The sequence below is a fragment of the Streptomyces sp. NPDC052036 genome (genome assembly GCF_040680495.1).
Taxonomy (GTDB): Bacteria; Actinomycetota; Actinomycetes; order Streptomycetales; family Streptomycetaceae; genus Streptomyces.
Window position 1 is genome coordinate 23,953 of the sequence record NZ_JBFAWW010000003.1, and the last position, 25,122, is coordinate 49,074.

General features: G+C 68.2%; 21 protein-coding genes, 1 tRNA gene and 1 pseudogene. 11 read left to right on the top strand and 12 right to left on the bottom strand.

All coding sequences use genetic code 11. The annotated features are described in order from the left end of the window. Positions 1 to 138: 138 nt before the first annotated feature. Complete coding sequence (gmd, locus tag AB0L95_RS06455; protein ID WP_365157861.1) at positions 139 to 1,200, bottom strand: GDP-mannose 4,6-dehydratase; 1,062 nt, start codon at positions 1,198 to 1,200, stop codon at positions 139 to 141. Between the two features lie 208 nt (positions 1,201 to 1,408). Then, complete coding sequence (locus AB0L95_RS06460) at positions 1,409 to 2,806, bottom strand: O-antigen ligase family protein (protein ID WP_365157864.1); 1,398 nt, start codon at positions 2,804 to 2,806, stop codon at positions 1,409 to 1,411. A 331-nt stretch (positions 2,807 to 3,137) separates the two neighbouring features. Between AB0L95_RS06460 and AB0L95_RS06465 the strand changes: the two genes are divergently transcribed. The 5 genes from AB0L95_RS06465 to AB0L95_RS06485 all read left to right on the top strand — a co-directional run bounded on the left by AB0L95_RS06465 (position 3,138) and on the right by AB0L95_RS06485 (position 8,545). Beyond that, a complete protein-coding gene (locus tag AB0L95_RS06465) occupies positions 3,138 to 4,154 on the top strand; it encodes a glycosyltransferase family 4 protein (RefSeq protein WP_365157867.1) in 1,017 nt (338 codons plus the stop codon). Between the two features lie 17 nt (positions 4,155 to 4,171). After that, complete coding sequence (locus AB0L95_RS06470) at positions 4,172 to 4,963, top strand: WecB/TagA/CpsF family glycosyltransferase (protein ID WP_365157870.1); 792 nt, start codon at positions 4,172 to 4,174, stop codon at positions 4,961 to 4,963. A gap of 186 nt (positions 4,964 to 5,149) precedes the next feature. After that, complete coding sequence (locus AB0L95_RS06475) at positions 5,150 to 6,145, top strand: YIP1 family protein (protein WP_365157873.1); 996 nt, start codon at positions 5,150 to 5,152, stop codon at positions 6,143 to 6,145. A 236-nt stretch (positions 6,146 to 6,381) separates the two neighbouring features. Continuing rightward, entirely contained in the window at positions 6,382 to 7,578 is a 1,197-nt protein-coding gene (locus AB0L95_RS06480; RefSeq protein WP_365157875.1) for a PP2C family protein-serine/threonine phosphatase, read from the top strand. 757 nt (positions 7,579 to 8,335) lie between these two features. Then, positions 8,336 to 8,545 carry a hypothetical protein gene (locus AB0L95_RS06485; protein ID WP_365157878.1) on the top strand — a complete coding sequence of 70 codons (210 nt, stop codon included), beginning with the start codon at positions 8,336 to 8,338 and terminating at the stop codon, positions 8,543 to 8,545. A 189-nt stretch (positions 8,546 to 8,734) separates the two neighbouring features. Here the strand turns inward: AB0L95_RS06485 and AB0L95_RS06490 are convergent, their stop codons facing one another. From AB0L95_RS06490 to AB0L95_RS06500, 3 genes and pseudogenes are all read right to left on the bottom strand, one after another. Then, entirely contained in the window at positions 8,735 to 9,559 is an 825-nt protein-coding gene (locus tag AB0L95_RS06490; RefSeq protein ID WP_365157881.1) for an aspartate/glutamate racemase family protein, read from the bottom strand. Between the two features lie 174 nt (positions 9,560 to 9,733). Continuing rightward, a complete protein-coding gene (locus AB0L95_RS06495) occupies positions 9,734 to 10,576 on the bottom strand; it encodes an IS5 family transposase (protein WP_365157884.1) in 843 nt (280 codons plus the stop codon). 102 nt (positions 10,577 to 10,678) lie between these two features. Next, positions 10,679 to 10,795 (bottom strand): annotated as a pseudogene (locus AB0L95_RS06500) (GNAT family N-acetyltransferase); the annotation flags it as partial. Between the two features lie 420 nt (positions 10,796 to 11,215). Between AB0L95_RS06500 and AB0L95_RS06505 the strand changes: the two are divergent. Beyond that, positions 11,216 to 12,007 (top strand): DUF6882 domain-containing protein, encoded by a 792-nt coding sequence (locus tag AB0L95_RS06505; protein ID WP_365157887.1) that lies wholly within the window; start codon positions 11,216 to 11,218, stop codon positions 12,005 to 12,007. A 620-nt stretch (positions 12,008 to 12,627) separates the two neighbouring features. On the opposite strand, the gene AB0L95_RS06510 is transcribed toward AB0L95_RS06505, so the two are convergent. Next, positions 12,628 to 13,137 (bottom strand): phosphoribosyltransferase, encoded by a 510-nt coding sequence (locus tag AB0L95_RS06510; RefSeq protein WP_365157890.1) that lies wholly within the window; start codon positions 13,135 to 13,137, stop codon positions 12,628 to 12,630. A gap of 7 nt (positions 13,138 to 13,144) precedes the next feature. Continuing rightward, positions 13,145 to 13,720 carry a dCTP deaminase gene (gene dcd, locus AB0L95_RS06515; RefSeq protein WP_365157893.1) on the bottom strand — a complete coding sequence of 192 codons (576 nt, stop codon included), beginning with the start codon at positions 13,718 to 13,720 and terminating at the stop codon, positions 13,145 to 13,147. A gap of 504 nt (positions 13,721 to 14,224) precedes the next feature. Here dcd and AB0L95_RS06520 point away from each other — a divergent pair. Beyond that, positions 14,225 to 14,298 (top strand) — tRNA-Gly (locus AB0L95_RS06520). Between the two features lie 114 nt (positions 14,299 to 14,412). Here AB0L95_RS06520 and AB0L95_RS06525 read toward each other — a convergent pair. Then, positions 14,413 to 15,255, bottom strand: coding sequence for an IS5 family transposase (locus AB0L95_RS06525; protein ID WP_365157895.1), 843 nt, complete (start codon positions 15,253 to 15,255; stop codon positions 14,413 to 14,415). A 299-nt stretch (positions 15,256 to 15,554) separates the two neighbouring features. Next, on the bottom strand, positions 15,555 to 16,415 hold the full coding sequence (locus AB0L95_RS06530) for an enoyl-CoA hydratase/isomerase family protein (RefSeq protein ID WP_365157898.1): 861 nt from the start codon (positions 16,413 to 16,415) through the stop codon (positions 15,555 to 15,557). Positions 16,416 to 16,569: 154 nt separating this feature from the next. Here AB0L95_RS06530 and AB0L95_RS06535 point away from each other — a divergent pair, with 154 nt between their 5' ends. After that, entirely contained in the window at positions 16,570 to 17,187 is a 618-nt protein-coding gene (locus AB0L95_RS06535; protein ID WP_351084005.1) for a TetR/AcrR family transcriptional regulator, read from the top strand. A 268-nt stretch (positions 17,188 to 17,455) separates the two neighbouring features. Here the strand turns inward: AB0L95_RS06535 and AB0L95_RS06540 are convergent, their stop codons facing one another. Together AB0L95_RS06540 and AB0L95_RS06545 are read right to left on the bottom strand one after the other, a co-directional pair. Further along, positions 17,456 to 18,865 carry a hypothetical protein gene (locus tag AB0L95_RS06540; RefSeq protein WP_365157901.1) on the bottom strand — a complete coding sequence of 470 codons (1,410 nt, stop codon included), beginning with the start codon at positions 18,863 to 18,865 and terminating at the stop codon, positions 17,456 to 17,458. A 1,043-nt stretch (positions 18,866 to 19,908) separates the two neighbouring features. Continuing rightward, a complete protein-coding gene (locus tag AB0L95_RS06545; protein WP_365157904.1) occupies positions 19,909 to 20,568 on the bottom strand; it encodes a nuclear transport factor 2 family protein in 660 nt (219 codons plus the stop codon). 266 nt (positions 20,569 to 20,834) lie between these two features. On the opposite strand from AB0L95_RS06545, the gene AB0L95_RS06550 reads away from it, so the two are divergent. After that, the gene (locus AB0L95_RS06550; RefSeq protein ID WP_365157907.1) at positions 20,835 to 21,467 is read left to right on the top strand and encodes a TetR/AcrR family transcriptional regulator; all 633 of its coding nucleotides are present in this window, start codon (positions 20,835 to 20,837) and stop codon (positions 21,465 to 21,467) included. A gap of 339 nt (positions 21,468 to 21,806) precedes the next feature. On the opposite strand, the gene AB0L95_RS06555 is transcribed toward AB0L95_RS06550, so the two are convergent. Further along, entirely contained in the window at positions 21,807 to 22,355 is a 549-nt protein-coding gene (locus AB0L95_RS06555; RefSeq protein WP_365157910.1) for a DUF4232 domain-containing protein, read from the bottom strand. Here AB0L95_RS06555 and AB0L95_RS06560 point away from each other — a divergent pair. Next, the gene (locus AB0L95_RS06560) at positions 22,354 to 22,515 is read left to right on the top strand and encodes a hypothetical protein (protein WP_365157913.1); all 162 of its coding nucleotides are present in this window, start codon (positions 22,354 to 22,356) and stop codon (positions 22,513 to 22,515) included. The genes AB0L95_RS06555 and AB0L95_RS06560 overlap by 2 nt on opposite strands. 389 nt (positions 22,516 to 22,904) lie before the next feature. Continuing rightward, positions 22,905 to 25,043: a PQQ-binding-like beta-propeller repeat protein gene (locus tag AB0L95_RS06565; RefSeq protein ID WP_365157916.1), complete on the top strand. Its 2,139-nt coding sequence runs from the start codon at positions 22,905 to 22,907 to the stop codon at positions 25,041 to 25,043. The last annotated feature ends 79 nt before the right edge of the window (positions 25,044 to 25,122 follow it).

A 25,122-nucleotide genomic window follows, 5' to 3' on the forward strand; every position in this document is an offset into this window, starting at 1 on the left:
CGATCGACCGGGCGAGGGCACCGGCGAAACGCGGCCTCGGCGAGCCGCTTCCCCCTTCGGGCGTGCGGGCCGCGGGAACCGACACGGCCCCCGACGGCCGCCCGGCCGGGCTCAGACCGCGCGAGGGGCGCGGGGCTGTCACGGCACTCCCGCCTGACGCCCGTGGACGGCCGGCACCTGGGCCGGCGCGGGGATCGTCGCCGCGAGGGACCGCTCGACGCCCCGCAGGGCGTCGAGTTCCGCCTCGGTCATCAGCCGCGCCAGCTCCGGTGCCCGCACGGCGGGCCGCCAGCCGAGGACGCGTGCGGCCTTGGACGCGTCGCCGACGAGGTCGTCGACCTCGGCGGGGCGCAGATACCGCTCGTCGAAGCGCACGTGCTCACGCCAGTCCAGGCCGACGTGGGAGAAGCAGTGCTCGACGAAGTCACGCACGCTGTAACTGCTGCCCGTGGCGACGACGTAGTCGTCGGGCTCGTCCTGTTGCAGCATCCGCCACATCGCCTCGACGTACTCGGCGGCGTAGCCCCAGTCCCGCCGCGCGTCGAGGTTGCCCAGATACAGGGTGTCCTGGAGGCCGGCCTTGATACGGGCGGCCGCGGCGGCGATCTTGCGGGTGACGAACGTGGGTCCCCGGCGCGGCGACTCATGGTTGAAGAGGATGCCGTTGACCGCGTGCAGGCCGTACGCCTCGCGGTAGTTACGGGTGATCCAGTACGCGTAGACCTTCGCGACCCCGTACGGGGAGCGCGGGTGGAACGGGGTCCCCTCGTGCTGCGGCGGGGGCGACGCGCCGAACATCTCGGAACTGGAGGCCTGGTAGAAGCGGCAGGGCAGGCCGGTGGTGCGGATGGCCTCCAGCAGCCGGGTGGTGCCGAGCGCCGTGGTGTCCCCGGTGAACAGGGGCTCGTCGAAGGAGACCCGCACATGCGACTGGGCGGCCAGGTGGTAGACCTCGTCGGGCTGTACGCGTTCGAGGAGACCCGCGACCCTGCTGCCGTCCGTCAGATCGCCGTAGTGCAGAAACAGCCGGGCGTCGGGATCGTGCGGGTCCTGGTAGAGGTGTTCGATACGGCTGGTGGTGAACGTGGAGGCACGCCGGACGATCCCGTGAACGGTGTAACCCTTTTCCAGGAGCAGCTCGGCGAGATAGGAGCCGTCCTGGCCGGTGATTCCGGTGATGAGCGCCTTTCTGTCTGTCACTCACACTCCCTGGGGTGCGGCGGGCGATTCAGCAATTCGACGGCTGACCGTATTTTCATTTTCCATTCCCGGGTGGCCGGTTCACACCTCCCCCCGAGCACAGCCTAGGAAATATTTCGGGAATCCCTTCACGATCGTGGCCGCACATCCCCCGTGCGGCCGTATTCCCCGGGATTCGCGAACATTTCCGTGCACGCCTGCGTGGAGGTCAGGGGCAGACGGGCATCGCCGCCGGCGCGGGCCGCGGACGTCCGGTGCGGGAGCGGGAGCGCCCGGCGGGAACCCCGCGGCCGGCCGACACCACGACGCGGGTGCCGCCGACGGCCTCCCCGTCCCCCCGCACCACACCGACCAGCGCATAGGCGCAGGCGAGCACCAGCCACGAGGGCAGTCCGATGTACGTGGTCTCGAAGGCGACGTTGGTGAACGCGGTGACGGAGACCCCCACCGTCGCCCCGAACCAGGACGCGGCCACGGGATGGTGCCGGGCCCGCCAGGTCCGGCGCAGGGTCGCGGCGACGAGCAGGACCACGGCGATGCCCGCGGGCCAGCCCAGGTAGTAGAGGTATCCGACGAACGAGTTGTGCGGGCCGGCCCGGGGGGCGTTCAGATGCTTGCCGTGTTCGACCACCTCGATGGGATGTCCGGCCCCCGCGCCCAGCAGCGGATCCTCCCGGACCTCCCTGAGGGCCTCCTTCCACATCTCCAGCCGCAGTTCGACGTTCGCGCCCGCCTCGGTGCTCGTGTCATGGGACCGCGACACCCGGGCCGCGAGACCGCCGACCACGGGCATACCGGAGACGTCCTGCCCGGAGAGGGTGAACCCGAGCACGCCCACCATCCCGAGCGCGGCGATGCCCCACGACAGCACCGGCAGTCGGCGGGGGCGCCGGTCGTACGCCCGCCCGGCCACCGTGGTGGCCGCCACGGCCGCCAGCACCGCCAGCACGGGGCCCCGCTTGCTCGCGATGGCGGTCATCAGGGCCGCTCCGACCAGCGTCCACAGCAGCAGCCCCTTGCTTCCCCGCAGTCTCAGCTGCGCACCGAACGCGCCGGCGATCGCCAGATAGAGGCCCCAGGCCGCGGCGGGCAGCGGGACATGGAGGGCCCACGCCGGCAGCAGCCCGGCGGTCGGCACGTACAGCACCCACCGCCATCGCACGGCCTCGTGCGCGGGCCGGGTGAGGAACCAGGTCGCGGCACACCATCCGAGGACCGGGTAGAGGCCGAGGATCAGGCCCTTGAGGGCCTCGGGGTATCCGGCGGCCATCCCTCGGTACACCGCCTGGCACGTCATCACCGCCAGCCCCGCCGCGACCGCGCGGAACCAGCGCAACCGCGTCTCCGAGAACACCCTGGGCCCCCACTGGTGCAGGGTCGCGAGCAGCGCGAAGGCGGCCAGCACGTCCAGGGCGTAGAACGGGGCGACGCCCACCGTCGCGTACGTCCTGCCCAGCAGGAAGAGCGGCACCAGGCAGACCGCCCAGAGCAGCCAGCCCACCCCGCGCAGACACATGGCCAGCACCAGAAAGCTGACGACGGATACGGCGGCACACACCACGGCGAAGTCGGAACAAAACTGTGGAGTGGAGTTGAAAAAGCTCACAGCTCTCCCTTTTGCCAACTCCGCCGATTCATATCACGCCGGTCCGCAATAACGGTTCTGCCGCCCGCGAGTGACACACCTCTGAAGCCACGCCCCCGCATACCGTATGAAGAAAGCGTTCCGACGTGTTGCGCTGGACTTCCCCGCCGACCAGGTGCTTCGGTTGATTCACTGGCCTTCTCGCTCGAATTCCACCCGGATTTCACCCGAACTACGCAATCCCGCACCCCATGCCTGGAGACAGGGAATGTTTCCCGTCCGTCCACGTTTTCCGCGGCGATCCGCCGGGCCGACCATCCTTGTTTTCCGACACAGTCCGCGTCTCGGTGGAATGGGCCGGGCGGCCGAGTTCTTCACACCCGTCCTCACCGGCCGCTGCCGGGTACGGGCGGTCATCTCGCTCTCCGCGAGCCGGGACGGCTCCGACCGGCTGGCGGCCTCCTGGCCCGCCAAGGCCTCAGCCACCGTGGCGGCCCTCGCCAAGGCCGCCCGCACGCTGATCGGGACGACACCGAGCGCCGTCTATCTGCCGGTCTCCCAGTGGGGCCTGCCCCTGCTGCGCGATGTGCTCCTCGTCCTGGTCGCCAAGCTGGCCGGCTCGGCCACGGTCCTGCACCTCCACGGCGCCCAACTGCCCGCACGGCTCGCCGCGAGCCGTGCGCTGCGCGCGTCGCTGGGCGGATGCCACTGGATCGTGCTCAGCGAGGAGGTGGCGCAGCAGCTGCGGTCCGGCGGCTGCCGTACCGCGTCGGTCACCGTGCTGCGCAACCCCGCGCCCCCGGCGGCCCCACCCGCACGGGAGTCCGCCCCGTCCCGGACGCTGCGCGTCGGCTGGATCGGCACGATGAGCCGGGTCAAGGGGTTCGACCTCGTCTGCGCAGCGGTCGAGACGCTGAAGGGACACGGACTCGGGGTCGAGTTCCGGGTCGCCGGGATGCGGCACGACGTACCGCTCAGCCGTATGGCGTGCGTGGACGAGGACCTCGGGGTCCTCGACCTGTCGGAGGCCCTGTCGTTCTGGTCGAAGGTCGATGTGTTCGTGCTGCCGGCCCGCTGGGTCGAGGGGCTTCCCTTCGTCCTGCTCGAAGGACTCCAGGCGCGCTGCGCGGTCGCGGCGACCCCGTCGCCGGGCAGCGCCGAACTCTTCGGCCAGGGCTGTGTGGAGCCGGTCCGGGCGACGGCCGAGTCCGTGGCCGGGTTCCTCAAGGCGTGCGCGGACGACATCGACGACATCCGGCGACGCCAGCAGAAGGCCTGGGAGGAGCTACGACCCCGGTACGAACCCGACCGTGTCACCGAGGAGTTCGTGCGGTTCTGGCAGAACCTGGGCCTGACCCGGCATCGTTGACGGAACGGAGACACGGCATGCCGACCACCCCGCTCGTGAACGAGGACGCGCCGGCCGGACCCAGGGGCCCGGGCCGGCCGGTGACGGTGTGCGGGCTGCCCGTCCACCCGCTCACCCTTCAGGAGTCCGTGGCGGCCGCCGAGGCGCTGATCGCGGACGGCGGCCCCCACCAGCATGTGGTGCTGAACGCCGCCAAGATCGTGCAGGCGCACGACGATCCGGAACTCGCGGGCATCATCCGCTCGTGCTCGCTCGTCAACGCCGACGGACAGTCGGTCGTGTGGGCGGGCCGCCTGCTCGGCAGCCCGCTGCCCGAGCGGGTCGCGGGCATCGATTTCATGCTGGCGATGTGGCGCAGCGCCGCGCGCGGCGGATACCGGGTCTATCTGCTCGGCGCTGAGCCGGAGGTGGTCCGGGAGACCACCCGCATCGCCGCCCGGCAGGGCGTCCACGTCGTCGGACACCGGGACGGCTACTGGACCGAGGCCGAGGAGCCCGAGGTGGTGGCGGCCGTCCGCGAGACCCGCCCTGACCTGCTGTTCCTCGCCGTGCCGAGCCCGCGCAAGGAGTACTTCCTCGCCCGCCGGCAGCAGGAGCTGGGCTGCGCCCTGGTCGTCGGCGTGGGCGGCTCCTTCGACGTGGTGGCGGGAGTGCGCAGCAGGGCACCGCGCTGGATGCAACGGACCGGCCTCGAATGGTTCCACCGCCTGGCCCAGGAGCCACGCCGCATGTTCCTGCGCTACGCGGTGGGCAACACCCGCTTCATCGCCCTCACGGGGGCGTACTGGGCGCGGGGGCGTGGGCGGTGAGACCTTCCGGCCGGGTGAGGGCGGCGAGGCGGGCCGGGGCGATGAGGCGGGCCGGGGCGTGAGGCGGGCCGGGGGGCGAGACCCGCTCGTTCCCCGATCCCCGGCCCCCAATCCTCCCGGTGTTCCTCTGATCCTCCCCTCGTCCCCCTGATTCCCCTGACTCCCCTCCCCAGGACCCCTTAGGGGATGTCACAGCTCGGCAGCAAAGCCCGTCCCGTTGGCCTGGGTCCGGCATGTCACCCTCCGGGACCAGGTACGTTCGAAGACGTGGCTGGATTCAGGATCGGACGCGGCCGGGACAACGGCGCTCCTCAAGCGCGACCGCAACAACCCCCGTACGGACGGCAGGCGCCGCAGGGCCCGCCGCACGGCTACCCCTCCGCGCCGCCGCAGCAGCAGTACGGCGGCGCGGCGCCCTACGGGGCCGCAGGACCCCAGGGGGGTCAGCCGCAGTGGCGTGCCCCGCAGGGCCAGGGCGAGCCGGAGTACTTCGGGGACGACGGCGGCCAGGGCCATCCCCTGACCCCGGACCCGTACGCGGCCAACAACCCGGGCCATACCCAGGCATTCTCCGTCGGCGAGGACCGGTACAGCCAGGGCGAGACCTACCGTGCGGGCCACACCCCGGCGCCGCCCGTCGGTCCGCGGCTGCACTGGAAGGACCTGCTGCGGGGCGTGGTGTTCTCCCCGAGTCAGACCTTCCTCCAGATGCGGGACTACACGATGTGGGGCCCGGCCCTCATCGTGACCTTCCTCTACGGCCTGCTGGCGGTCTTCGGCTTCGACGGCGCCCGCAAGGACGCGATCAGCGCCACCCTGTCGAGCGCGATCCCGATCGTCCTGACCACGGCCGTGGCGTTCGTCCTCAGCTCCCTCGTCCTCGGCGTGGTCACCCACACGCTGGCCCGCCAGCTCGGCGGCGACGGCGCCTGGCAGCCCACGGTGGGCCTGTCCATGCTGATCATGTCCATCACGGACGCGCCGCGCCTGATCGTCGCGATGTTCTTCGGCGGCAACGCCCCCTTCGTACAGTTCCTGGGCTGGGCGACCTGGGTGGCGGCGGGTGCGCTGCTCACCCTGATGGTCTCCAAGTCGCACGACCTGCCGTGGCCGAAGGCGCTGGGCGCTTCGGCGATCCAGCTGATCGCGATCCTGTCGATCGTGAAGCTCGGCACGTTCTAGCGCCGCACTCGCCTGGGCCCCACGCGGAAGGCCCCGTCGCCACGGGCGACGGGGCCTTCTCGTATCCCGTACGGCAGCCCCGTACCGCCCCTCCTTGCCGCGCACCGGGCGTCTCCGACCGGACACAAGCGGTACGCACGCCGTGCGCGGGGCCGACGGACCACTTGCCGCGCGGGTGGAAGACCAGGGCGCGGGAGAGAGAGGCTGTTGTCATGCGGTGGCTCATGCGGCGACTCATGGGATGGTTCTTCCGCACGTCTGCCGAGTCAGGAGCGGGTGCTCATGACCGGGTCCGCGTCAGGCTGGGGCAGTGCCTGCCCTTCGCGGTCCTGCTCATCGGGCTGGGCATCGAACTCTCACCGATGCACCTCATGTACACCGGGCCGCTCCTCACCGCGATGCCGGCGGTCGCCGCACTGACCATGGGCCCCGTGGGCACCTTGTCGGCGGCGGTCGGCACGCTGGCCGTCAACGGCATCTCCGCCACCCTCCACCACTCCTGGGGTGAGGAGCAGGTCTACGGCAACCTCCTCGGCCTCTTCGTGGTGTCCGTCGCCTGCGTCACGATCAGCGACGTCATGCGAAAGCGCAGACAGCGCGAGCTGAACCAGATCCGCCGGGTCTCCGAAGCGGCCCAGGACGTCCTGCTGCGGCCCGTGAGCCCCAGCCTGGGCCCGCTCCGTGCCGCCAGCCTCTACGTGGCAGCCGAGTCCGGGGCGCAGATCGGCGGTGACCTGTACGAAGCCCTCCAGACCCGGTACGGGGTCCGGATGATCGTGGGCGATGCCAAGGGCAAGGGCCTGCCCGCCGTCCGTGCGGCCGCGGCCGTACTCGGCGCGTTCAGGGAAACCGTCCACTACGAACGCGATCTGGCCGAGGTCGTCCATCACTGCGCGGCCGCCATGCGGAGAGAACGTGCCGCCGCCGACCACGACGAGGAGTACCGGATGGAGTGCTTCGTCTCCGTGCTCGTCGGCGAGATAACGAACGAGTGCGTGGTCCATCTCGCCAACCGCGGCCATCCGGCTCCGCTGGTCCTGCACGAGGGCAAGGTCCGGGCCCTCGGACCCGGCGCGCCCATGCCGCCCCTCGGTCTGGAGGACCTGATGACCGGCCCTCCGCCCGCCACGGAGACCCACACCTTCGCGCCGGGCGACCGGCTGCTCCTCTACACGGACGGCGTGGTGGAGGCCCGCAACGGCTGCGGCGACTTCTTCCCCCTGCCCGAGGCCATGGAAGCGGTGAACGCGGTCACCCCGCGGCAGTTCCTGGAAGAACTCCACCGCCGACTGATCCGCCACACCGCGGACTCCCTGATGGACGACGTGGCCATGGTGCTCGTCGAACGGCTCCCCGAGGACGCGGACGAGCGAAGCCCCGCGGTCCCTCATACGGCCAGGGCCCCCGACCGCCCTCTGGACCACTCACGCTAGGAGCCCGTTCGAACAGCCTCTGCGGCACGTCTCGAACGCGGAGCCGTCCTCGCGCAGGGCCACAGGCACCACCAGGTCGATCAAGTGACAGTGTCGGCTCCGAGATGGCGGGGGCGCCGTACGCGAGTGCCGACGGAGTGGTGGCGTGCGCGGGGAGCTGGGGAAGGTGGTGGGTTGACCAACACGGGAACCGCTCCGATCCGCTGGCCAACCGCGCGCTAAGGTGCCGCTTGAAAGAGGGGCGAGATGGCAGACAAGAACAGTCGGTGGAATCACCCACTCTGGCACCTGGCGGTCGTGATACCACTTCTGATCTTCCTGATCACCGAAGACGACACAATCGTGCGATGCTTCCTGGCTTCAGGGCTCACGATGGCAGCTGTCCGCTACGGGCGTGAGTCGGCAAGGTGGGCCCGCGTCAAGACCGCTCCGAATGCTGACACCAGCAGCTGACACCAACAGTCGCGAACGACAGCGGCCGAGGCCGAACCTCAGTGACCGACCAGCCGCGGTACAGCACCCGTTGACCGACATCGACCACTTCCTCGCTTTCACCGGCATCGCCTGCACCCTCATCTGCTACCGCCGTCTGACCACGTGAACGCACACCTGGTTCACCGTCGGTTGCAGCAAGATGGTGCAGGTGAGCAGATCATCCCAGCAGGTACAGAACGCAGCTCCTCTCTGGCGCGAACACCGCCACGCCCCCTTCCCGGCCTGCCTACGAGGTGCCGAGTTCGGGGGCACGGACATGGTCATGCTCGACGCGGACACCGCTGGCTGCGTTCTTACGTGGCTGAACAACGGTGGCACCCTCGACCCAGAACGCAGCCGCATCCTGCAGAGCTGCATCGAGGACCTGGACCGAGTCATCCCTGAGATCACCGATCCCGCAGGAATCCAGTACTACCAGCGCTTGCGCCAGCTTGCCCTACTCGTCACAGCGGGCCTCAGCGACGCCAAATGAGACGTCCTCTTAACAGGGCCCACGAACGGCTTAGAGGTCGCGCAGATAGGCGCGGTGGGGAGCCCTGTCACGAGATAGGCACAGGCCCTGTGCGATCACGTAGTTGCCACGCTCTGTGATCACCGGGATCTACCTGGAGCGGAGTGACTGTACGCCTGGCCGAGAAGGTGCAGAGGATCTGGGGCTTGCTCAGATCGCCGGTGCAGCCATCGGGGAGCGAGTTACGGCGGAGAGGAGAATTTCGCGGGGTACTCGCCCTGCTGCGGCAAGGGCGCGGCCCACTGGGTAGGCGTGGGCGCCTGTTGGGAGGTTTCCGCGGCGACCGCTGAGTACCACGTCGATGGAGCCCATGGTGCTGTGCGATTCCGTGGTTCTGTCCAATCGCCGCAGTGTTTGGCGGGCGACTGCCTCCGCGCTGTCGTACAGGGAGGTTCCGGTGGGCAGGCTCTGCAGAATCTCTGGCGCCACCAGGGGGTAGTGCGTGCATCCCAGCACCACGGAGTCGCAATTTTTGGGGGTTCGCTCGGCTGCGTCGGTAATCGCTTCCGTTGCTGCGGCCATGTCGCCGTGGTCGATCGCCTCGGCCAGACCGGGGCATGCGACACGCGCGACCGGCATGCCGTTCGCGTAGTCCGCGATCAGGCGATCCTGGTAGTCACTCGACGTGGTCCGGACGGTTGCCCACACGGCGATGCCTTGGCCGGTTGCTACGGCCGATTTCACGGCGGGCACGGTTCCGATCACGGGTACGCGCGGTTCGAACCTCTCGCGCAGAGCGTCGATCGCGGTGACGGTGGCGGTGTTGCAGGGGACCACGATGGCCTCCGCGCCCCGCTGGACGGCCAATTGAGCGGCGGTGAACAGGCGGTCCGTAACGAAGGAGGCCGTTCTCGATCCCCAGGGAGCGCCGTCGGGGTCCAGAAGCAGAAGCAGATCGAGTTCCGGGGCCAGGTGCCGAAGCCAGCCTGTAGTGGAAAGGAGGCCAAATCCCGAGTCGATCAATGCCACCGTCATGGGGTCAAGTTACCAGCCAGGTCTTGCCGCCTGGCTGCACTGGTACGGCCCATGGACCACTGCGAAGCTCCCTGAATGAGCAGGCGCGGGCGCCGTGGCCGGGGAAGGCTCCGTTTGGGTCCCGCCGAGCGCTTCTCGCGCACGCGACTTGGAGCTGGCGTGGATGGTGGTCCGTCACGGGCGGCGGCGGGGACGGTCCTCCCAGCGGTGAGTGGTCCACGCTCGGCGGATCAGACTGCGCACGGTGATGATGGTGTCGGCGAGGTCGAAGAAGGCATTGATGACGGTGGCTCGGCGTTCGTAGCAGCGGGCGAGGCGGTGGAAGGCGTTCTGCCAGGCGTGGGTCCGTTCGACGTGCCACCTCTGGCTTGCCTGGATGGGCGCCTTCTCACCCCTGTGCGCGATGCGGCCGTGCAGGCCGTGTTCGTCGAGCAGGGTGCGGGTCTTGTCCGAGTCGTAGCCGGCGTCCAGGTGCACGGTGATGTGGGCAGGGAGCGGTCCCAGGTCGTCCAGGCGGTCCAGGGTCGGGGCGAGTAGCGGGGAGTCGTGACGGTTCGCTCCGGCCAGCACGCGCCCCAGCGGAATTCCGTAACCATCCGTCATGCCCGAGCGTTTCAGGCCCTGTTTGCCGCGATCGACCGGTGAGCGCCCCGCGACCTCTCCGCCGCCGGGGGCTTTGGTGATGGAGCCGTCGACGGCGATCTGGTCGAGGAGGAGGCCGATGATCCGGTCGTAGGACTCCAGGGCGATTTGCTTGAGTTTGGCGAAGATGCCGAGCCGGATCCACTCGTCGCGGCGGTTGCGGATCGTGGTGGCCGAGCAGGTCGTGTCGGCGATCGCCTGGTAGGAGCAGCCGAATCGCAGGAGCTGCAGCATCTTGTCGAAGACGATCCAGTCGCTGATGCGTGGGCGGTGGCAGCCCAGCGGATGCGTCGGTGCGTAGGTCGACCGCTCGGGCAACAGGGCGGCGAATTGGCCCCAGAGCGGTTCGGTCAGCCATGATGGAAGTACGGGCACAGGTCTCCCCGGTGATCACAGAGCGTCGCAACTCCATGATCACCAAGACCTGTGCCTGCTTTGCTACCGAGGTACCACCACCGTGCCTATCTGTGCGGCCTCTTACTTCGCGTACTCGAAGTCGTGCACCGCAAAGTCGGTGACCGGGCGGTACCCGAGCCGCTGGTAGAGGCCGTTGCTGGTGGGGCTGGCCAGGTCCGTGAACAGCACCAGATCCTCGACGTATCCGGTGACCGGGAGGCTGTCGCGCTGGATCCAAACCGGGCGGTGAAGTGGGTGGCCGGCGCCGGAGCCCACGAGGTGCTGCATCCAGAGATCATTCTCGGGTTCCACAGCCTGTGCCTCGTGAAGCCGGTTCATGACGGCGACTGGTACATGGGCAGCCTGTACGACGACGGCAGCATCGAGTGTTGGTCAGCCTACGACGATCTGTACGAGGCACTCCGCGGTCTGTAGCGGCATGCGGGCTGGGCACCAGGCGCCATGGCTCATGACCGGCCCGGGCCGTCTCGGGGCCGTCGGAGGGTGCTCAACGACAACCAACGCTGACAAACGTGGACGGCTCCGCCGCTGGTCAGAAGGCTGACCAAGGACGGAGCCGCAGATCGCAGGCGTGCGATTTCATCACTTGCCTTCGGGGTGATCCCCAGCGACAGGCCCGACAGGCCACGCTGCCGGCCCCCGAGCTTGCCCGCGATCACGTATGGGGCCGACACTCGCGGATCACTGGAGTTCCCCCGTGATATCGACATTCACCGACGCCTTTCTTCGTACGGCCGAGCGTCACGCCGCTTGGGAGCTGAGCAACTCGAGGCCCTGGGCCACAGGTTGCCGCGCGGTCCGTGGACTGCCGACCCGGACCAATGCGTGTACCAGCGCGCCGGCCTCACGATGCGGATCGGGCTCCTCGGTACCTACGACCTCGCCGAGCAGACCTGGCTCTGGGGATGGGCCAATCCAGGCCTGGGTGGGAGTGCGGTGGTGGCCCCCAGCGAGCGCATCGCCGAGTTCGGGCGGGACAACGGCGTGTCCGAGCTTCAGAACCCGGGTGTGGAACTGTCGGGTTTCGGCGATCCACGCCTGGCCGCTGAGACACTCGCGCTCGTCGAGATGGGTGTGCTGGGCGCGCCCGGCTACATAGGGGAATCGGCCGGACCCGGGGTTCGGGTCTACTTCGCCCCGGACGACCCGCAGATCCAGCCTGCCGCGCTGGACCCGATCACCATGCCGCGCTTTCTGCTGACCGGCGCGGGAGTGTTGCAGCACTCCGCGCATGATGTGGTGATCGGCTACTTCGCTCACCATGGTGTGTCCGTCGAGGCAGCCGCCGACCGGATCCACGCACACTTGCCCGACGGCAGCACGGCCGAGATCACCTTCGACGTACTTGGCCGGATCGCGGCGATCAACGCTACGGCGAGCAGGCGCTGAACCTTGTCAAGGCTACGTCCGGCGGCTGACACCAACAGGCACGAACAGCAGCGGTCGGCGCCGGACCTCAGTGGACGACCGACCGAGGCGCAGGGGCCGTTGGTCGACGGTGACAGACCCAGTGATCGACCTGATAAGGATGAGGCCACAGCTTCGGCCCGAAGCCCCTTGTAGCAGCTGCCTACCAGCCTGATCAGAGTCGCCGCACCAACTTGACACGCGGGCCGCAGAGGCCGAAAACCTGTGAGGACCAGAGGGGACCAACGGCGACCGGGAAGCTGTAGTCGTGACTGCGGGCAAATCTGTGCACCAGGTCAAAGAGACAGGCGGTCACAGCGAGTGACGCCTCGTAGTTCGGCTCCACGCAGCGTGAGCCCGAATCCTGGCGGCAACGATCTGGGCCTTCGTGGAGCCTCCGCCCTGACCGCTCTCCGACTCTTGCGGCTCTCGCTCTACTGCCATGTCCCACTTCCCGTCGGGTGGTGCCAACCCCTAAGGTGCCGGGGTCCTCAGCCCCTCTGGCCGAGGCGCGGAATGGGCCGGAAGTGGACGGCCGAAGCATATCGGTAGGCACTGACAACCGGGCGGTCGTCACCCGGGGCGCCAGCCCCACCCTCGATCTATAGGGCCTCCTTCGAGGGCATGATCGGCTCGCCCGACTTACGTACTACAGGCAAAACACTCCACGGGAAGTTGATCCACTCGTCCGTGCGCTTCCACACGTACTCACACTTCACGAGCGAGTGGGACTTCTCATAGATCACCGCGGAGCGGACCTCGGCGACGGTCTCGAGGCAGAAGTCGTGGACCAGCTTCAGGGTCTTGCCGGTGTCGGCCACGTCGTCGGCGATCAGCACCTTCTTGTCGGTGAAGTCGATCGCGTTGGGGACGGGGGCCAGCATGACCGGCATCTCCAGCGTCGTGCCCACACCGGTGTAGAACTCGACGTTCACCAGGTGGATGTTCTTGCAGTCCAGGGCGTAGGCGAGGCCGCCGGCCACGAACACACCGCCGCGCGCGATGCTGAGCACGATGTCCGGCTCGTAGCCGTCGTCGGCGATGGTCTGCGCGAGCTCGCGGACGGCACGTCCGAAGTCCTCGTAGCTCAGGTTCTCCCGTATGTCGGTCATGTCCGGCTCACACCTGGGTCCGATGGAAGTTGACGAAGGAGCGCGAGGCGGTGGGTCCGCGCTGGCCCTGGTAGCGCGAGCCGTACCGCTCGCTGCCGTAGGGGTACTCGGCCGGCGAGCTGAGCCGGAACATGCACAGCTGCCCGATCTTCATACCCGGCCACAGCTTGATCGGCAGGGTGGCGAGGTTGGACAGCTCGAGCGTGACATGGCCGGAGAACCCGGGGTCGATGAACCCGGCGGTGGAATGGGTCACGAGCCCCAGCCGCCCGAGGGAGCTCTTCCCCTCGAGCCTCGACGCAAGATCGTCGGGCAGCGTGATGACCTCGTACGTCGAGGCGAGCACGAACTCCCCGGGGTGCAGGATGAACGGCTCGTCACCCTCGGGCTCGACGAGCCGGGTCAGGTCGGCCTGCTCGACCGAAGGGTCGATATGCGGGTATTTGTGGTTCTCGAACACCCGGAAGTAGCGGTCGAGCCGCACATCGATGCTCGAGGGCTGCACCATGGTCGGATCGAACGGGTCGATAACGACCCGGCCCTTGTCGATCTCGGTCCGGATGTCCTTGTCTGAGAGAAGCACGCCCCGAGAATACGCAAGGCGCGCGGAGTCGCCACAATCGTGACGACTCCACGCGCCTTCATCGCTTGCCGCTACTGCTTCTCCAAGACCACCGGTACCGCGCTGCGGAGCCGGGCACAGCGCGGACACCGGACGAGCCGTCCGGGTCCGAGGCGCTCGGCCTGCTGCATCGGGAACGAAGCGGTGCTGAACACGTGCCCCTCGGCACATCGGACGACGGTGCGCTCCATCAAGTCCTCTGAGTCCCTTCCCCAAGAACCTTCGTCTCACGTCTGCGACGGGACGGCGAAAGCCACATTACGGGATCAAAGGGACGGCCCTCCAGGCGGCACTCCGACCGCACGGGACCCCTCTCCACCATCCCCACCGTACGCCCCAACTCCCGCCCCCCGCACCCGCATCCACACTCCGAAACGACACCGGACCCCACGGCTGCGACACCGGGGGTCCGACATGGGGTAGAGTGAGCGAACGTTCGGACACCGGGCTGAACCGGCGTCTTACGCGGGTGTAGTTTAATGGTAGAACATCAGCTTCCCAAGCTGAGAGCGCGAGTTCGATTCTCGTCACCCGCTCCAATATAAACCCCCAGGTCATGGACCCGGGGGTTATTTGTTGTCTAGACCATTTTAAGGGTGTCGTGCCTCCGTGTGCCCTAAGCAAGCTAAGAGGTGGCGCGGAAAGGGGTGCGGTCATGGTCGGCGGTTCGGGCGTTCGTCCCAGCGGTGAGTCATCCATGCTCGCCGGATCAGGCTGCGCACGGTGATGATCGTGTCGGTGAGGTCGAAGAATGCGTTGACGACGGGGGCGCGCCGCTCGTAGCAGCGGGCGAGCCGGTGGAAGGCGTTCTGCCATGCATGGGTGCGTTCGACGTGCCAGCGCTGACTGGCCTGGATGGGCGCCTTCTGGCCTTTGTGCGCGATGCGGCCGTGCAGGCCGCGTTCGTCGAGCATCGTGCGGGTCTTGTTCGAGTCGTAGCCGGCGTCCGGGTGGACGGTGACCTCGTCGGGCAACGGACCCAGGTCGTCCAGGCGGTCCAGGGTCGGGGCGAGCAGCGGGGAGTCATGGCAGTTGGCGCCGGCCAGAACACGACCCGGTGGAATGCCGTATCCGTCCGTCATGCCCGAGCGTTTCAGGCCCTGTTTGCCGCGGTCGACCGGGGAACGCCCGGCCACCTCACCGCCTCCTGGAGCTTTGGTGATGGAGCCGTCTACGGCGATCTGGTCGAGGACGGGACCGACGATCCGGTCGTAGGCGTCGAGCGCGATCTGCTTGAGTCGGGCGAAGACGCCCAGTCGTATCCATTCGTCACGGCGGCTGCGGATCGTGGTGGCCGAGCAGGTTGTGTCGGCGATCGCCTCGTAAGAACAGCCGAAGCGCAGCAGTTGCAGCATCTTGTCGAAGATGATCCGGTCGCTGATGCGTCGGCGGTGGCAGCCAAGTGGATGGTCCGGGTGGTATTCCGGCCGCTCGGGTAGCAGGACCGCGAATTGGTCCCAGAGCGGCTCGGTCAGCCATGATGGAAGCGCAGGCACAGGTCTCCTCGGTGATCACAGAGCGTTAGCAACTCCGTGATCAACGGGACCTGTGCCCGCTCGGCTACCTACCTTCCCAACCGCGCCTGCCCGCGCGGCCGAACAGCGTTGTCGAGCTTACGGCTACTTGCGCCATCCACTGCCCTGCCCGCCGTTTCCGGCGCTTCAGCCGGTCGTGTTCCCGACAGGCCCGGCGAACCAGGGTGGTTGACCTGACCACTCGACAACGCGCGTGCCGGCAATGGCTGAGGAACTCTTCCCACGGAGCCTCTGCGCACGGATGGCGAGAGCTTGGGCACTCAGATGCTGTTGGCGATGCGCTCGTGGTCCCGTTCGCCCTCGCGGGTCTGGATACCAGCGGCGAGCAGCTTGTGGGCGAGCTCGGTGACCTCATCGCCGAACGCCGCGAACAGGCCCTCGTTCTCAACGGCGTACGCCGCACGCGGAATCGGCTGCGCGACCGCGTCGACCGCAGCCTTCGTGATGGAGATCACCTCCGGCCGGAGGCCGGCGATCCGTCGGGCGAGGGTGTCGACGAAGGAATCGAGTTCTGCGGCGGGCAGGGCACGGTTGATCAGGCCGTACCGTTCCGCGAGCTCCGCGCCCACGAGTTCGGCGCCGAGGATGAGCTCCAGCGCGCGGGCCCTTCCTGCCAGGCGTGTCATGTTCACCGTGCCGCCGCCTCCGGGGAGGATCCCCATCAAGGACTCCGGCTGCCCCTGCCCCGACTTGCCGATCGCCGCGAATCGCATGTCCAGGTACATGAAGAACTCGTTGCCCGCGCCGCGCGCGAAGCCCGCCAGCTTGCCGATGGTGACCTGCGGCAGCGAGCGGACCTCCTCGCTCATCGCCTGGAGGATGTTCATGCCTTCCGGGACGGTCGAGCCCGGCGCGGCCGCGATCGCAGCGCGAGTGGCTGCAGGCAGCGCGTCAGGGTCGGTGAGGTAGGCCATGTCACCGTGCGCAATGAAGAACTCCGGGTCAGCGCTCTCGAAGACAATGACGCGGATGTCGGCGTCGTCCCGCACACGCGCGACGAATGCCCGGAGTGACGGCAGGAGGACCGCGTCCATCAGATTGAGCGGCGGGTGATCGATGGTCACCGTCGCGACCCCGTCCGAGACGTCGATCGTCAGGGCGGGAAGGTCTTCGTAGCTCATGAGGTGGCTCCATTTCGCGGTAAGGGACGGCCCGTGATCGGGCCGCCGGCTGGGGACAGCGTCGCGAATCTCAGCGTCCCGACTGACACTGAGTATCAGATTAGAAACCTGTATCCGAAGAAGCAAACGAGTGTGTCGGAGTACACTCGTGCCCATGAGCGCAGCGCCAGTCGGTACCCGTGAGATCAGCCGCCACGCGGTGCGAGCAGAGCTGGCCCGCGTCGCGTTCAACCGGTTCTGCCTCACCGGCTTCAACCAGGTCACCTTTGCCGACCTCTCCGAAGCCGCCGGAGTGTCGCGGAGCACCTTCCTGCGCTACTTCGGCACCAAGGAAGACGTGGTCCTGTTCGTTTTCGACCCTGTCGGTGACGTCATCACTGACGCGCTCGATGCTGACCGGGCCAACCAGGACGACTGGAGCAGGCTGCGCAACGCCCTGGAGTCAGCCGTGACGTTCCTCGTGCGCGACGTCCAGGAACTCGTGACGATCCTCGGCCTCATCGAGCAGACCCCAGCCCTGTGCGCACGCCTCCGCGAGAAGCAGGCTGAATGGCGACCAGGGATCGTCGCCCGACTGCAGAAGACAACCTCCTCGACCGACGGGTCATCGGTCATCGCCAACGTTCGCGTAGCGGCGGCGCTCGAATGCTTGTGGATCGTCCTCGGGCAATGGAGTGCGAGCGACGGCGAAGAGGACCTCGGCAAACTGCTGGACGCTGCGTTCGCCGCCTTCTCGACCCCGGCATGCCAGCAGACGGACGCTTCGTCGTAAAGGGCCGAGGCGGCGGCTTCCTCGGCGGTGCCGAAGCGGCCGAAAGGAGTGGTCGATCCGGCGGCGGTGATCGCGTCGTCGGAGTCCAGCCCGGCCGCGAGTGCAGGAGTGGGGTGCCGATCCATCCGAAGCGGACGGTGTCCACGCGCAGCCGTGCGGGGCCGACGAGGCCCCCACAGCGCCTGTCTGCGCGACCTCTGAGCCAAGGCCAAAAGGCACCCAAATGAGCCTCGGGCGTAATCCCGGGTACTGCGACGCAGGTCCTGAGTTACAAGAAATCCCAGAGCCAGCGCACGCACGACAGGGCATCCAGCAGGAAACGATCTGCTTCCGGTGTTCCGGCCATGGGAGGCGGTTGGTGCTCGCGGCCGACGGCAAAGGCATGTCCGATCCCCGTCGCATGGGGCACCCCTGACTCGGTTGCCAGTCCCAGGACGCTCCGTGCCGAGGTCACGCGGATGCCCTCGCACAGGAACTTGTAGCGAAGCGCGTCGAGGCCGAAGCGCGAGGCGAGCCAGGCGTCCCGAAGGGGGTCTGTGCGCGTACGATCGGCCGAGGTCAGCCGTGTCCAGAGGATGTTCTCCGCAGTTTGCGCCCAGAACCTCCCCTCAGCGGCGAGAGCTTCCATGGTCGGCCATACCACACCCGCCTGCTCCAGCGAGCCCACTACAGGGTGGCGTTCCGACAGGAGTCGGCAGGCGACGAGCGGGGTTCGGGCCACAGCTTCGGCCTGGGTGACGTTCACTCTCAAGGTAGCGATGTTCCGGTTCATGGCTGTCGCTTGGGAGCGCCAGTATTCGCTATAGGGGTCGCCGACAACGACGACGGTCATATCGATGTCGCTGAAGCGGCTGACCGAGGCGGGGTCGAGCGCCGATCCGGTCAGGACGGCCGCTCGGACATCCCGCTCCCCGACGAGCACCTTCCGGGCCCAAGTCGCGATTTCTTCGGATGTCGGAAGGGCGGGCACCCCAGGCCTTTCTACCGCGGCCGGCGCCGTGTGTGTCATGGCCGCCGACGGCCCACCCGCCACCAGCCGAGTACGGACCGTCAGGTCGGCTCCGAGCAAGCTTCTGACCGCTGCGGTGACCACCGTGCGCTGCACGTTCGAGGCCGGCCGCTCGTCTCGATGCTCAAGTACCACCTCGTCGCCTTCGCGGACGACGCGAGTCACACCTAGATCCAGTTGCCTGCAGAGCTTGGCGAGATCGATCATGCGCAGGTCCCGGCCGTTGGGGCCAGTCACCACCACACGCTCGGACCGGGCTGCCAACAGCCGCAGGCGAGGGCCGGAACGTCCGCAGCCGCAGGGGCCGTCGACCCAGATACCCTTGTCTCCGGGCACATAGCGAATGAGCGGCATCGCATAGTTCGCGAGAGGGGTCACGGCGATGTCGCCGGGCACGCCGGCGGGCAACGGCAGCCCCCCGTCTCCCACCACCTCGAGGAACGCGCTGGCTTCATCCACATGGTAGGTATCGGTGCCGTCGCATTCATGGCCCGCGATGCCGGATTCGGCGAGGGTGTAAAGCGCAGTGACAGGGCAGCCGAAGGTCTGTGCAATTCGTGCGCGAATGCCTGGTGTGACGTGCTCGCCGGAGAGGATGACCAGCCGCGGTGGTGAAAGCCGGCCACACCACCGACCCAGGCGGCTGACAGCGCAGCTTGGTTCGGGCATCGACGGACCATGCAATCGGCCTAAAGCGTGTTGTACAAGGCTGGTGAGTGTGGATGGGCTGCTCATGACGTGAGGGCGAGGATGGGCATGTACGCGACGGCCTGGCGTGGGGGAGGCCGTCGCCGCCCTGACGGCAGTCGCGGTGGATCTGTAGTTCTTCATTTGGCCGATCACGTGCTCCACACATGACGTAGCCGTCGGGCGAGTCCCATGAGGCAATCCATATGGCCTCCCGATCAGACCGTGCCGACAAGCACGCCGTGTGGGCTCGACCTCTTCGGCGAGGGTCCGGCCGCATCTGCGGGAAGCGCGGCGGTCGTCACTCAGCATGATGGAGTCTCGACGGTCTTCATGTCGTCCATCTGGCCGGAGCTGGCGCTGGTGCGTCCGGAGTGATCACTCCAAGGCTGCGAGTTGCTTGGCGTGGTGGGCCTGTGGGAGACCTCTGACTTCCCGGCGGGCCGCCGCTCACTTCTGACCTCCTATACGCTGCCGCAGGAGTGTGCACCTACAAGCCGAAGTTTTAGAGACATCCCGCACCCGGAGGTGCAGCACCGCAATGGACTTGTCGATCCCCCACACAACATCCCCGCGCGAGCTTGTGCCCAAAGCGTGCCCATAAGACCGGACAACCACGGTAAACAGCGGCGAGAGGCCAGCCCCTCGAAGCTGCACCGGATGCGACCTTTCCCCAGTTGAGGAGCGGCAATGCCACCGAAGCGCCGTCGCTTCCCGAGCTGAGAGCGCGAGTTCGATTCTCGTCACCCGCTCCATGAAGAAGGCCCAGGTCAGAGACCCGGGCCTTTTTGCTGTGCAGGGTGATCAGTTGTCCCGTGCCGCATTCCTGCCAGAACGCCCCGGCGACAGTGCCCGCCGTCGTGGGTTGGCGGGCACCGTCGGCTGCACGTGGGGCTTAGGCGCCAGTCGGCGACGATGCGGTTCAGCGGGGTGTCGAGAGCGAGGAGCCCGGCATGCTGCGACAGTCGGGCCCCGGCTGGTGAGGAACGGCCGGTAGGGCCAGGCCTCACCGGCCGGGGTACGGCTCAGCGCTGGTTGACCGCCGAGGCCCAGTCGAGGTTCACACCCATGTCGGAGTACATCTTCGTGTAGCCGACGTAGCAGTTGAACTGCTCGACCTTGCCGTTGTGCAGGTACCAGAAGTCGGCGGTCGGCGCGTCGACCTTCGCGCCGGTCGGCTTGACGGTGCCCGCCGGCGTCTGAAGCGGCCCCTCGAACGTGCCCTGGATCGACAGCTCGATGCTGACCACGTCGCCGTTCACGGTGATGCGCTTGAGGTCACGGTGAACATCGGGGAAGAGGTTGGCCATGTAGGGCAGAACGTCACCAAGCGCCTTGCCCTGGTAGGTCTTGCCGGCGACCTCGTCGTTGAAGACGCCGTCCTTGGCGAAGCTGTTGACGAAGGCGGGGACGTCCAGGCTCTTGCCCTCCGCCACGTGGTACGCGTTCAGCACGACCGCGAGATTGGCTGTCTCGTGCCGGGTCAAGTGGTGGTTGGTGAGCGGCAGCGCCGCCAGTTCGCGAGGGCTCAGGGCCGCATGGGCCTCCGAGCTGCCGGCGGTGTGGACGTGCGCGCCGCCGGCAACGGGGCTCGCGGCCTGTGTCGGTGCGGCGGCAATGGCGAGAGCGGCCAGGCTCGTGACCGCGGCCGTGGCGATGATCGTCTTCCATCCGAGCGACTTCATGTCGTGTTCCTCCGTGTTGGTTCTCGGGATCCGAGATGCGTCGAGACGGGTTCGCGCCGGGCGGGGCGCTTTTTAAATCAAACGCTCGCTTGACTATATGGACGGCGCTGCAGACATGTCAAGCGAGTGTTTGATTTACGTGTTGGGCGGGCGTCGCGCTCCGAGGGGGCGGGGTGTCGGCCTGGCGTTCCGCGGCCGCTGGTGGGCCGCCTGTCGGGCGATCGGCCGCTTGACAGCAAAATCAAGCAGCTGTTTGAGTTCTGTCCATGGCGACAGAACGGACAGATCAACGCCGCGAGGCCGGCCAGCGGACGCGGGACGGCCTGCTGGCCGCCGCGCAGGAGTTGCTCGCGCGACGCGGCCAGGAGGGTGTGACCCTCCGCGAGATCACGGAACGCGCGGGAGCCAACGTCTCGGCGGTGAGCTACCACTTCGGGTCGCTGAAGGCGCTGTGCGATTCGGCGATCGAGAACGCGCTGGAACGGTACCTGGACGCACAGATCGACGAGGTCGCTTCGCTCGACACCGCATCCAGCGTCGAAGATCTGGCCGCGGCGTTCGCCAGGCCAATGATGCGTGCGCTGGCGGCCGGCGGACGGGATCTGGCGGTCATGCGGACGGTGGCTCGCGTCGGGATCGACCCCCCTGAAGGCTGGGGCCGACTGACAGCGAAGTTCCAGCAGTCCCGGCGGGACATCGTCCGGCAGCTGTCGGCGAAGATTCCCGGAGTCGACGAGCGGGAGTTGGACTTCCGCATCCGGTGCGCGGCCGGCCTGCTGAACTGGCTCACGTTGGCACCCATAGGTACCGAACTGGCCGCCGAGCCCCCTGAGCAGATCGAGCGGTGGCTGGTTCCCGTGTTGGCCGGGGCGTTCTGCGGCTCCCCGAACGTCGGCTGAACCGGGCTGATACCGCCGGCCCGGACGGGAGATTCAGGAGAGCGGGGCATGCCGTCGAGGTGCGCATTCGCGACGACGCCGTTCGGCGGGCATGCGAGCCGAAGTCATCTGTGACCGGGAGGGGTCTACCCGGCTGCTGCCGACTCTGTGCTACGGCGCCGTGCCAAGCGCCGTCGCTTCCCAAGCTGAGAGCGCGAGTTCGATTCTCGTCATCCGCTCCAGAGAGAAACCCCAGGTCGGTGACCTGGGGCCTATTTCGTTGTCCAGTCCAAGTCGGGGGTCGCCCGCCATGTCATCGCCGTCGCCGGCGAGGTGGACCGGCGGCGGGCGCCGGGGCGGCTACCAGGAGAGGGCGTCCGTGGCGTTGTCCTGCCAGTAGGTGACGGTGGCAGTGCTGTTGAAGAAGACACCACCCTTCGGCAGCTTCAGGGTCTTCTCCTTGTTGGTCGCGTTGCCCTCCCTGTCGGCGAAGAACACGCCCAAGGTCTTCTCCTTGGCTCCGCCTTCGCCGTCGGGGGTGGACGTCGTGATGCCCGCGTACGCGGACTGGCCGGGCTTGAGCGTCACCACGGCCTGCGGCGTGGTCTCCTCGGCCCACGGCAGCGGGGCCTGGGCGTCGGCGCCGGCCCTCAGGTAGGGAGCGATGTAGGCGTAGCAGGGCTTGGTGCCGGTGTTGGTCGCCTTGAGCAGCAGGTGGTTGATCGGGCGGGACACCTCGGTGACCGTCAGCTTGGTGTTCGCCGTGGTGCAGGTGACGACCGCGGGGGCCTTCTTGGTGGCGGCGGAGGCGGTCTGCTCGGTGGCCTGGAAGCCGACGAGCGCCAGGGCGGCGGCGACGACCATGGAGGAGGCGGCCGCGCGGGAGAGGACACGAGGAGCGATACGCATGAGTGGGCTGCTTTCTCCGAATATCCGGAAGATAATCTTCTGGTTGTGGGCTGTGCCGGTCGGTCTTGTCTTGGTTGCGCTGCGTGTGGTGTGCGTGGGCGCGCCGGAAGTGCGGGCCATGAACGCGGAGTTGAGCGAGGACGATCGCCATGTCCGGTGAGGCGCCGTGCTCGATGGCCCAAGCCTGTGCCATGCGGCGTTCCATCCGCCATTCCCGTCGGGAGTTTCGGGATGCTGGAATGCTCGCATCAGCTCTGAACTGCAGAAACGCGGCCTTCCCGGGATGCCGAATGGGATGGAGGACTGTGGGGGCGCCCACCCGAGACCGCCGGCTCTGGCGAAACGGCCACGCATGAACGCCTCGGCGCAGTTCGACATCGACATCGGCTCGGGCGGCCGGGAGTTGAGCCCTCCTCCGGACGGATGACCCATCGCACGGCTCAGGGACACGGGGACACCGACGCGTGATAGGCGCGGCTCCGTATCCGGGGCGTCAGGCCCTAATCTGATCCCCGTGAGGCAGGCAGGCGCTGGGAAGGACGATCGGCGATGACGCCCCTGAGCACCGGGGACCCGGCGTCCATAGGCGGGTACGCCCTTCTCGGTCGGCTCGGGGCGGGCGGCATGGGAGTCGTCTATCTGGGAGTCTCCGCCTCGGGACGGCAGGTCGCAGTCAAGCTCGTGCGCGGGCCGTACGCCCAGGAAGAGGAGTTCCGGACACGCTTCCGCCAGGAGATCGCGGCAGCGCGCAGGGTGAGCGGTGCCTTCACCGCGCCTGTCGTGGACGCCGACCCGGACGCCGACCTGCCGTGGATGGCGACGCTCTACGTGCCGGGGCTCAACCTTGCCGAAGTCGTGGAGAAGGACGGCCCCCTGAGCCATCGGGAACTGCGCGCGCTGGGGCTGGGGCTCACCGAGGCGCTGCGCGACATTCACCGGGCGGGCCTGGTGCACCGGGACCTCAAACCGCGCAACGTCCTGATGACCGAGGACGGGCCGCGCGTCATCGACTTCGGCATATCGCGCGCTGCTGACAACCAGAGCCTCACCACGACCGGGCGGATGATCGGCACTCCGCCCTTCATGTCGCCGGAACAACTGGCCGCTCCCCGAGACGTCACCTCGGCCTCGGACGTGTTCTCGCTGGGGTCACTGCTGGTGTTCGCGGCTGTCGGCACGGGACCGTTCGACGCCGACAGCCCGTATATAACCGGCTATCAGGTGGTGTACGGGACCCCGGACCTCGACGGGGTACCCGAAGCGCTCCTGGGCATTGTCGAGCGCTGCCTGGACAAGGACCCGGCCGCTCGGCCGGAACTGGCGGACCTGCACCGCATGCTCCAGGCGCTGCCGGAGTCCGACGTCACCGAGTCCCCGAAGACCGGGCGGTCCGCGAAACCCCGGGTCCCCCCGACTTCTCGGAGCGCGGCCACCACCTCCACGGACGCCGCGACCGGCACCGGCAAGCGCCGCCGAGCACGGATGCTGCTCACCGGCCTCGGCGCGGCACTGGCCGTCACGGGACTGTGTGTCGGGGTGGGTGTCTCCGTGTCCGATCGGGACAGCACCACCGCCACCGCCACGGCCACCGCCCGTGCCGCGTCACTGCCCGCCGGCTGGCGGCCGTGGCGCACGAAGCTGCGGTACGACGTGAAGGGTGTCCCTCTCGACTACGACAGCCCCGGATGCGTGGCGGAGGGAAGCGCCCTGTTCTGTGGCGGTACGGGCGTCACGGTCGCCAGGATCGACGCGGCCTCCGGCCGCACCCTGTGGCGGACCGGCACCCGCCCCCAGGGGGCGCAGCCGATCGGCGTTCGCGACGGGCTGGTCTATGTGTACGAGGATCCGGACGACAGGACCAAGCGCGTGGTGGCTCTCGACGCCGCTACCGGGCACCGGCGGTGGCAACGCGACATCAACAAGTCCGAGGACGCGGTCCTGTACGGCGGCGGGCTGCTGACCCTGTCTCCCGACTACGCGTCGTTCGTGGCCTACGGGCCTTCCGGCAAGGAACTGTGGCGGGCGCCCTCGCTGGACGAGTACTGCACTCCGTCGGCGCTGGGAGGCGTCCCCTACGCCCTGTGCTCGGAGGGGACCGAGCCCGGCCAGGCCCCGGTCGAGCTGATGAAGCTCGGACCCGGCAGCCTGACCGGAACCGCCAGACTGCCCGAGAAGGCGGAAGCACTCGGCACTGTCGGCGGGCAACCCCTGTTCCTCGCCCCCCAGACCGCGAAGGACGTGTACGAAAGCGGGTACGAACGGCCGTACAACGCGCTGCTGCGGGTGGCCTCGGAAACCGGGCAGGTCAAACGGATACCGCTGGCGCGTCCGCTGACCGGCGCGGCCACCCTGGTGGACGGCGTCGTCTACTTCGTCCGGTCCGACGGGTCGGTCACCGCGGTGTCGGCGGACAGCGGCAAACAACTGTGGCAGAAGGTGACGGACGTGGAGAGTCTGTCCGCGCCCGCGGTGTCAGCGACGTACAAGCGGGTCTATTTCTCCAACCGCTTCGGCCGTCTGCTGGCGCTGGACAGTCGCACCGGAGCGCAGGTTTGGCGCAGCTCCGCACTGGACGACCCCGGGGACAAAGCGCAGGACTACCCGCCGCGAGTGCTGCTCGTCCAGGACGCGATCGTGGCGATGGCCGGCGACACGGCCTTCTCCCGGAGCCCGGACGGGCCCACCTGACCGGCCGAGGAAATCGCCGCGCACGGTGCGGATCATCCCTCAGACCGCCTGCGCTGCCCTAGGCGTGTGCATCTGCAAG

Coding starts and splice junctions, on each gene's coding strand:
- AB0L95_RS06555 (WP_365157910.1), bottom strand. CDS start 22,355: ATGCGTATCGCTCCTCGTGTCCTCTCCCGCGCGGCCGCCTCCTCCATG.
- AB0L95_RS06465 (WP_365157867.1), top strand. CDS start 3,138: ATGGGCCGGGCGGCCGAGTTCTTCACACCCGTCCTCACCGGCCGCTGC.
- AB0L95_RS06540 (WP_365157901.1), bottom strand. CDS start 18,865: ATGCCCGAACCAAGCTGCGCTGTCAGCCGCCTGGGTCGGTGGTGTGGC.
- AB0L95_RS06475 (WP_365157873.1), top strand. CDS start 5,150: ATGTCACAGCTCGGCAGCAAAGCCCGTCCCGTTGGCCTGGGTCCGGCA.
- AB0L95_RS06510 (WP_365157890.1), bottom strand. CDS start 13,137: ATGACCGACATACGGGAGAACCTGAGCTACGAGGACTTCGGACGTGCC.
- AB0L95_RS06535 (WP_351084005.1), top strand. CDS start 16,570: ATGAGCGCAGCGCCAGTCGGTACCCGTGAGATCAGCCGCCACGCGGTG.
- AB0L95_RS06480 (WP_365157875.1), top strand. CDS start 6,382: ATGGGATGGTTCTTCCGCACGTCTGCCGAGTCAGGAGCGGGTGCTCAT.
- AB0L95_RS06565 (WP_365157916.1), top strand. CDS start 22,905: ATGACGCCCCTGAGCACCGGGGACCCGGCGTCCATAGGCGGGTACGCC.
- AB0L95_RS06470 (WP_365157870.1), top strand. CDS start 4,172: ATGCCGACCACCCCGCTCGTGAACGAGGACGCGCCGGCCGGACCCAGG.
- AB0L95_RS06560 (WP_365157913.1), top strand. CDS start 22,354: ATGAGTGGGCTGCTTTCTCCGAATATCCGGAAGATAATCTTCTGGTTG.
- AB0L95_RS06550 (WP_365157907.1), top strand. CDS start 20,835: ATGGCGACAGAACGGACAGATCAACGCCGCGAGGCCGGCCAGCGGACG.
- AB0L95_RS06490 (WP_365157881.1), bottom strand. CDS start 9,559: ATGACGGTGGCATTGATCGACTCGGGATTTGGCCTCCTTTCCACTACA.
- AB0L95_RS06545 (WP_365157904.1), bottom strand. CDS start 20,568: ATGAAGTCGCTCGGATGGAAGACGATCATCGCCACGGCCGCGGTCACG.
- AB0L95_RS06485 (WP_365157878.1), top strand. CDS start 8,336: ATGCTCGACGCGGACACCGCTGGCTGCGTTCTTACGTGGCTGAACAAC.
- AB0L95_RS06530 (WP_365157898.1), bottom strand. CDS start 16,415: ATGAGCTACGAAGACCTTCCCGCCCTGACGATCGACGTCTCGGACGGG.